This is a genomic window from Streptomyces sp. LUP47B, from assembly GCF_001746295.1.
Taxonomy (GTDB): domain Bacteria; phylum Actinomycetota; class Actinomycetes; order Streptomycetales; family Streptomycetaceae; genus Streptomyces.
Genome location: NZ_MJAH01000043.1, coordinates 1 through 1,251 on the forward strand (window position 1 = coordinate 1; position 1,251 = coordinate 1,251).

A 1,251-nucleotide genomic window follows, 5' to 3' on the forward strand; every position below is an offset into this window, starting at 1 on the left:
GGTCTGGGCCCCCTACCACGGGGGTGCGTGATGCAGGCCATCGCCACCACCCGCGTCAGCATCATCCGCGGCACCACCACCGACGCCTACGGCGACGAGCAAGACACCGACACCCCCGTCTGCACCGGGGTCCCGGCCAGCCTGACCGAGCAGTCCCGCCGCGTCACCAGCCGCGACGACCCCACCCCCCGCATCGTCCGCTACGCCGTGGCCCGCGTCCCGGCAGGCACCGACGTCACCGACCAGGACCGGCTCCTCGACGAGCGGACCGGCGCCACCTACATCGTCGACGCGACCTCGTCGATGGCGAACCCCGCATCGGTGCCGGACATCCGGCTCGACCTGCGGCGCACCACCTAACAGCACACGGGGCCACATGCCTGGGGAGACCAGGCGGCCCGCACGAGACCACTCTCTGGAGAGGAGGGCGGCCATGGCACGATCCGGGATTCGGATCGATCCTTCCGCGCGAGCGCATGTCGACGCGGCGACCAACGAGTGGATGCAGGACGTCATCGGCGACGCCATCCTCGGAGATGCCCGCGACTACGTACACAAGCGCAGTGGCCGCCTGCATGACTCGTTGCGTGCCGAGTGCCACGACAAGGTGTTGCGCGTCGGCTCGCTGGACTGCAACTACGCCACCGACGTCGAGATGGGCACGGCCCCGCACGTCATCCTCCCGCGGAACAAAAAGGCCTTGTACTGGCCGGGGGCCGCGCATCCGGTGGCGCGCGTCAATCACCCCGGCACCGCGCCCATGCCCTACCTCCGGCCGGCTCTGTTCCAGCGGAGGACGGCATGACGACGCCTGTGCTGCGCGCGACGCCCGAGCTGGTGGCAACGGCCTGGCTGTCCACGGTCGTCGGTGACCGCGTCGCCACCACCCTCCCCAAGCCGGGCGTGGACGGAACCCTGTCGTGGGCTGACGGCGGGTTCGTCACTCTCGTCGTCGCAGGCGGGTGGTCGAACATCTACGTGCCGTTGCGTACCCCGGTGATGGGCGTGTCCTGCTGGGCCGCCAACCCGACCTCGCAGAAGCCGCCGTGGAACCAGGCCGCCACTCTGGCTGAGGCGATCGTCGCAGCCTGCCTCGACCACCCGAGCATCCCGCAGACGCTCACCCTGCCCGGCAGCTACCCCAGCGTGCAGGTCAAGTCGGCCTACGTGGTGGGTGACCCGCGCAGGATCACAGACGACGCCTCCTCCTACGCCCGCTACGACATCCCCGGCCTCGTCATCGCCTGGACG

At 70.3% G+C, this 1,251-nt stretch carries 3 protein-coding genes; all 3 read left to right on the forward strand.

The features are described from left to right. On the forward strand, positions 1–360 hold a 360-nt coding region (locus BFN33_RS48970; protein WP_218109085.1), incomplete at its 5' end, for a hypothetical protein. A gap of 73 nt (positions 361–433) precedes the next feature. Continuing rightward, positions 434–805 carry a hypothetical protein gene (locus tag BFN33_RS48975; RefSeq protein ID WP_079141448.1) on the forward strand — a complete coding sequence of 124 codons (372 nt, stop codon included), beginning with the start codon at positions 434–436 and terminating at the stop codon, positions 803–805. Then, positions 802–1,251: hypothetical protein (locus tag BFN33_RS48980; protein WP_141758091.1), on the forward strand; the 450-nt coding region annotated here is incomplete at its 3' end. The genes BFN33_RS48975 and BFN33_RS48980, both read left to right, overlap by 4 nt.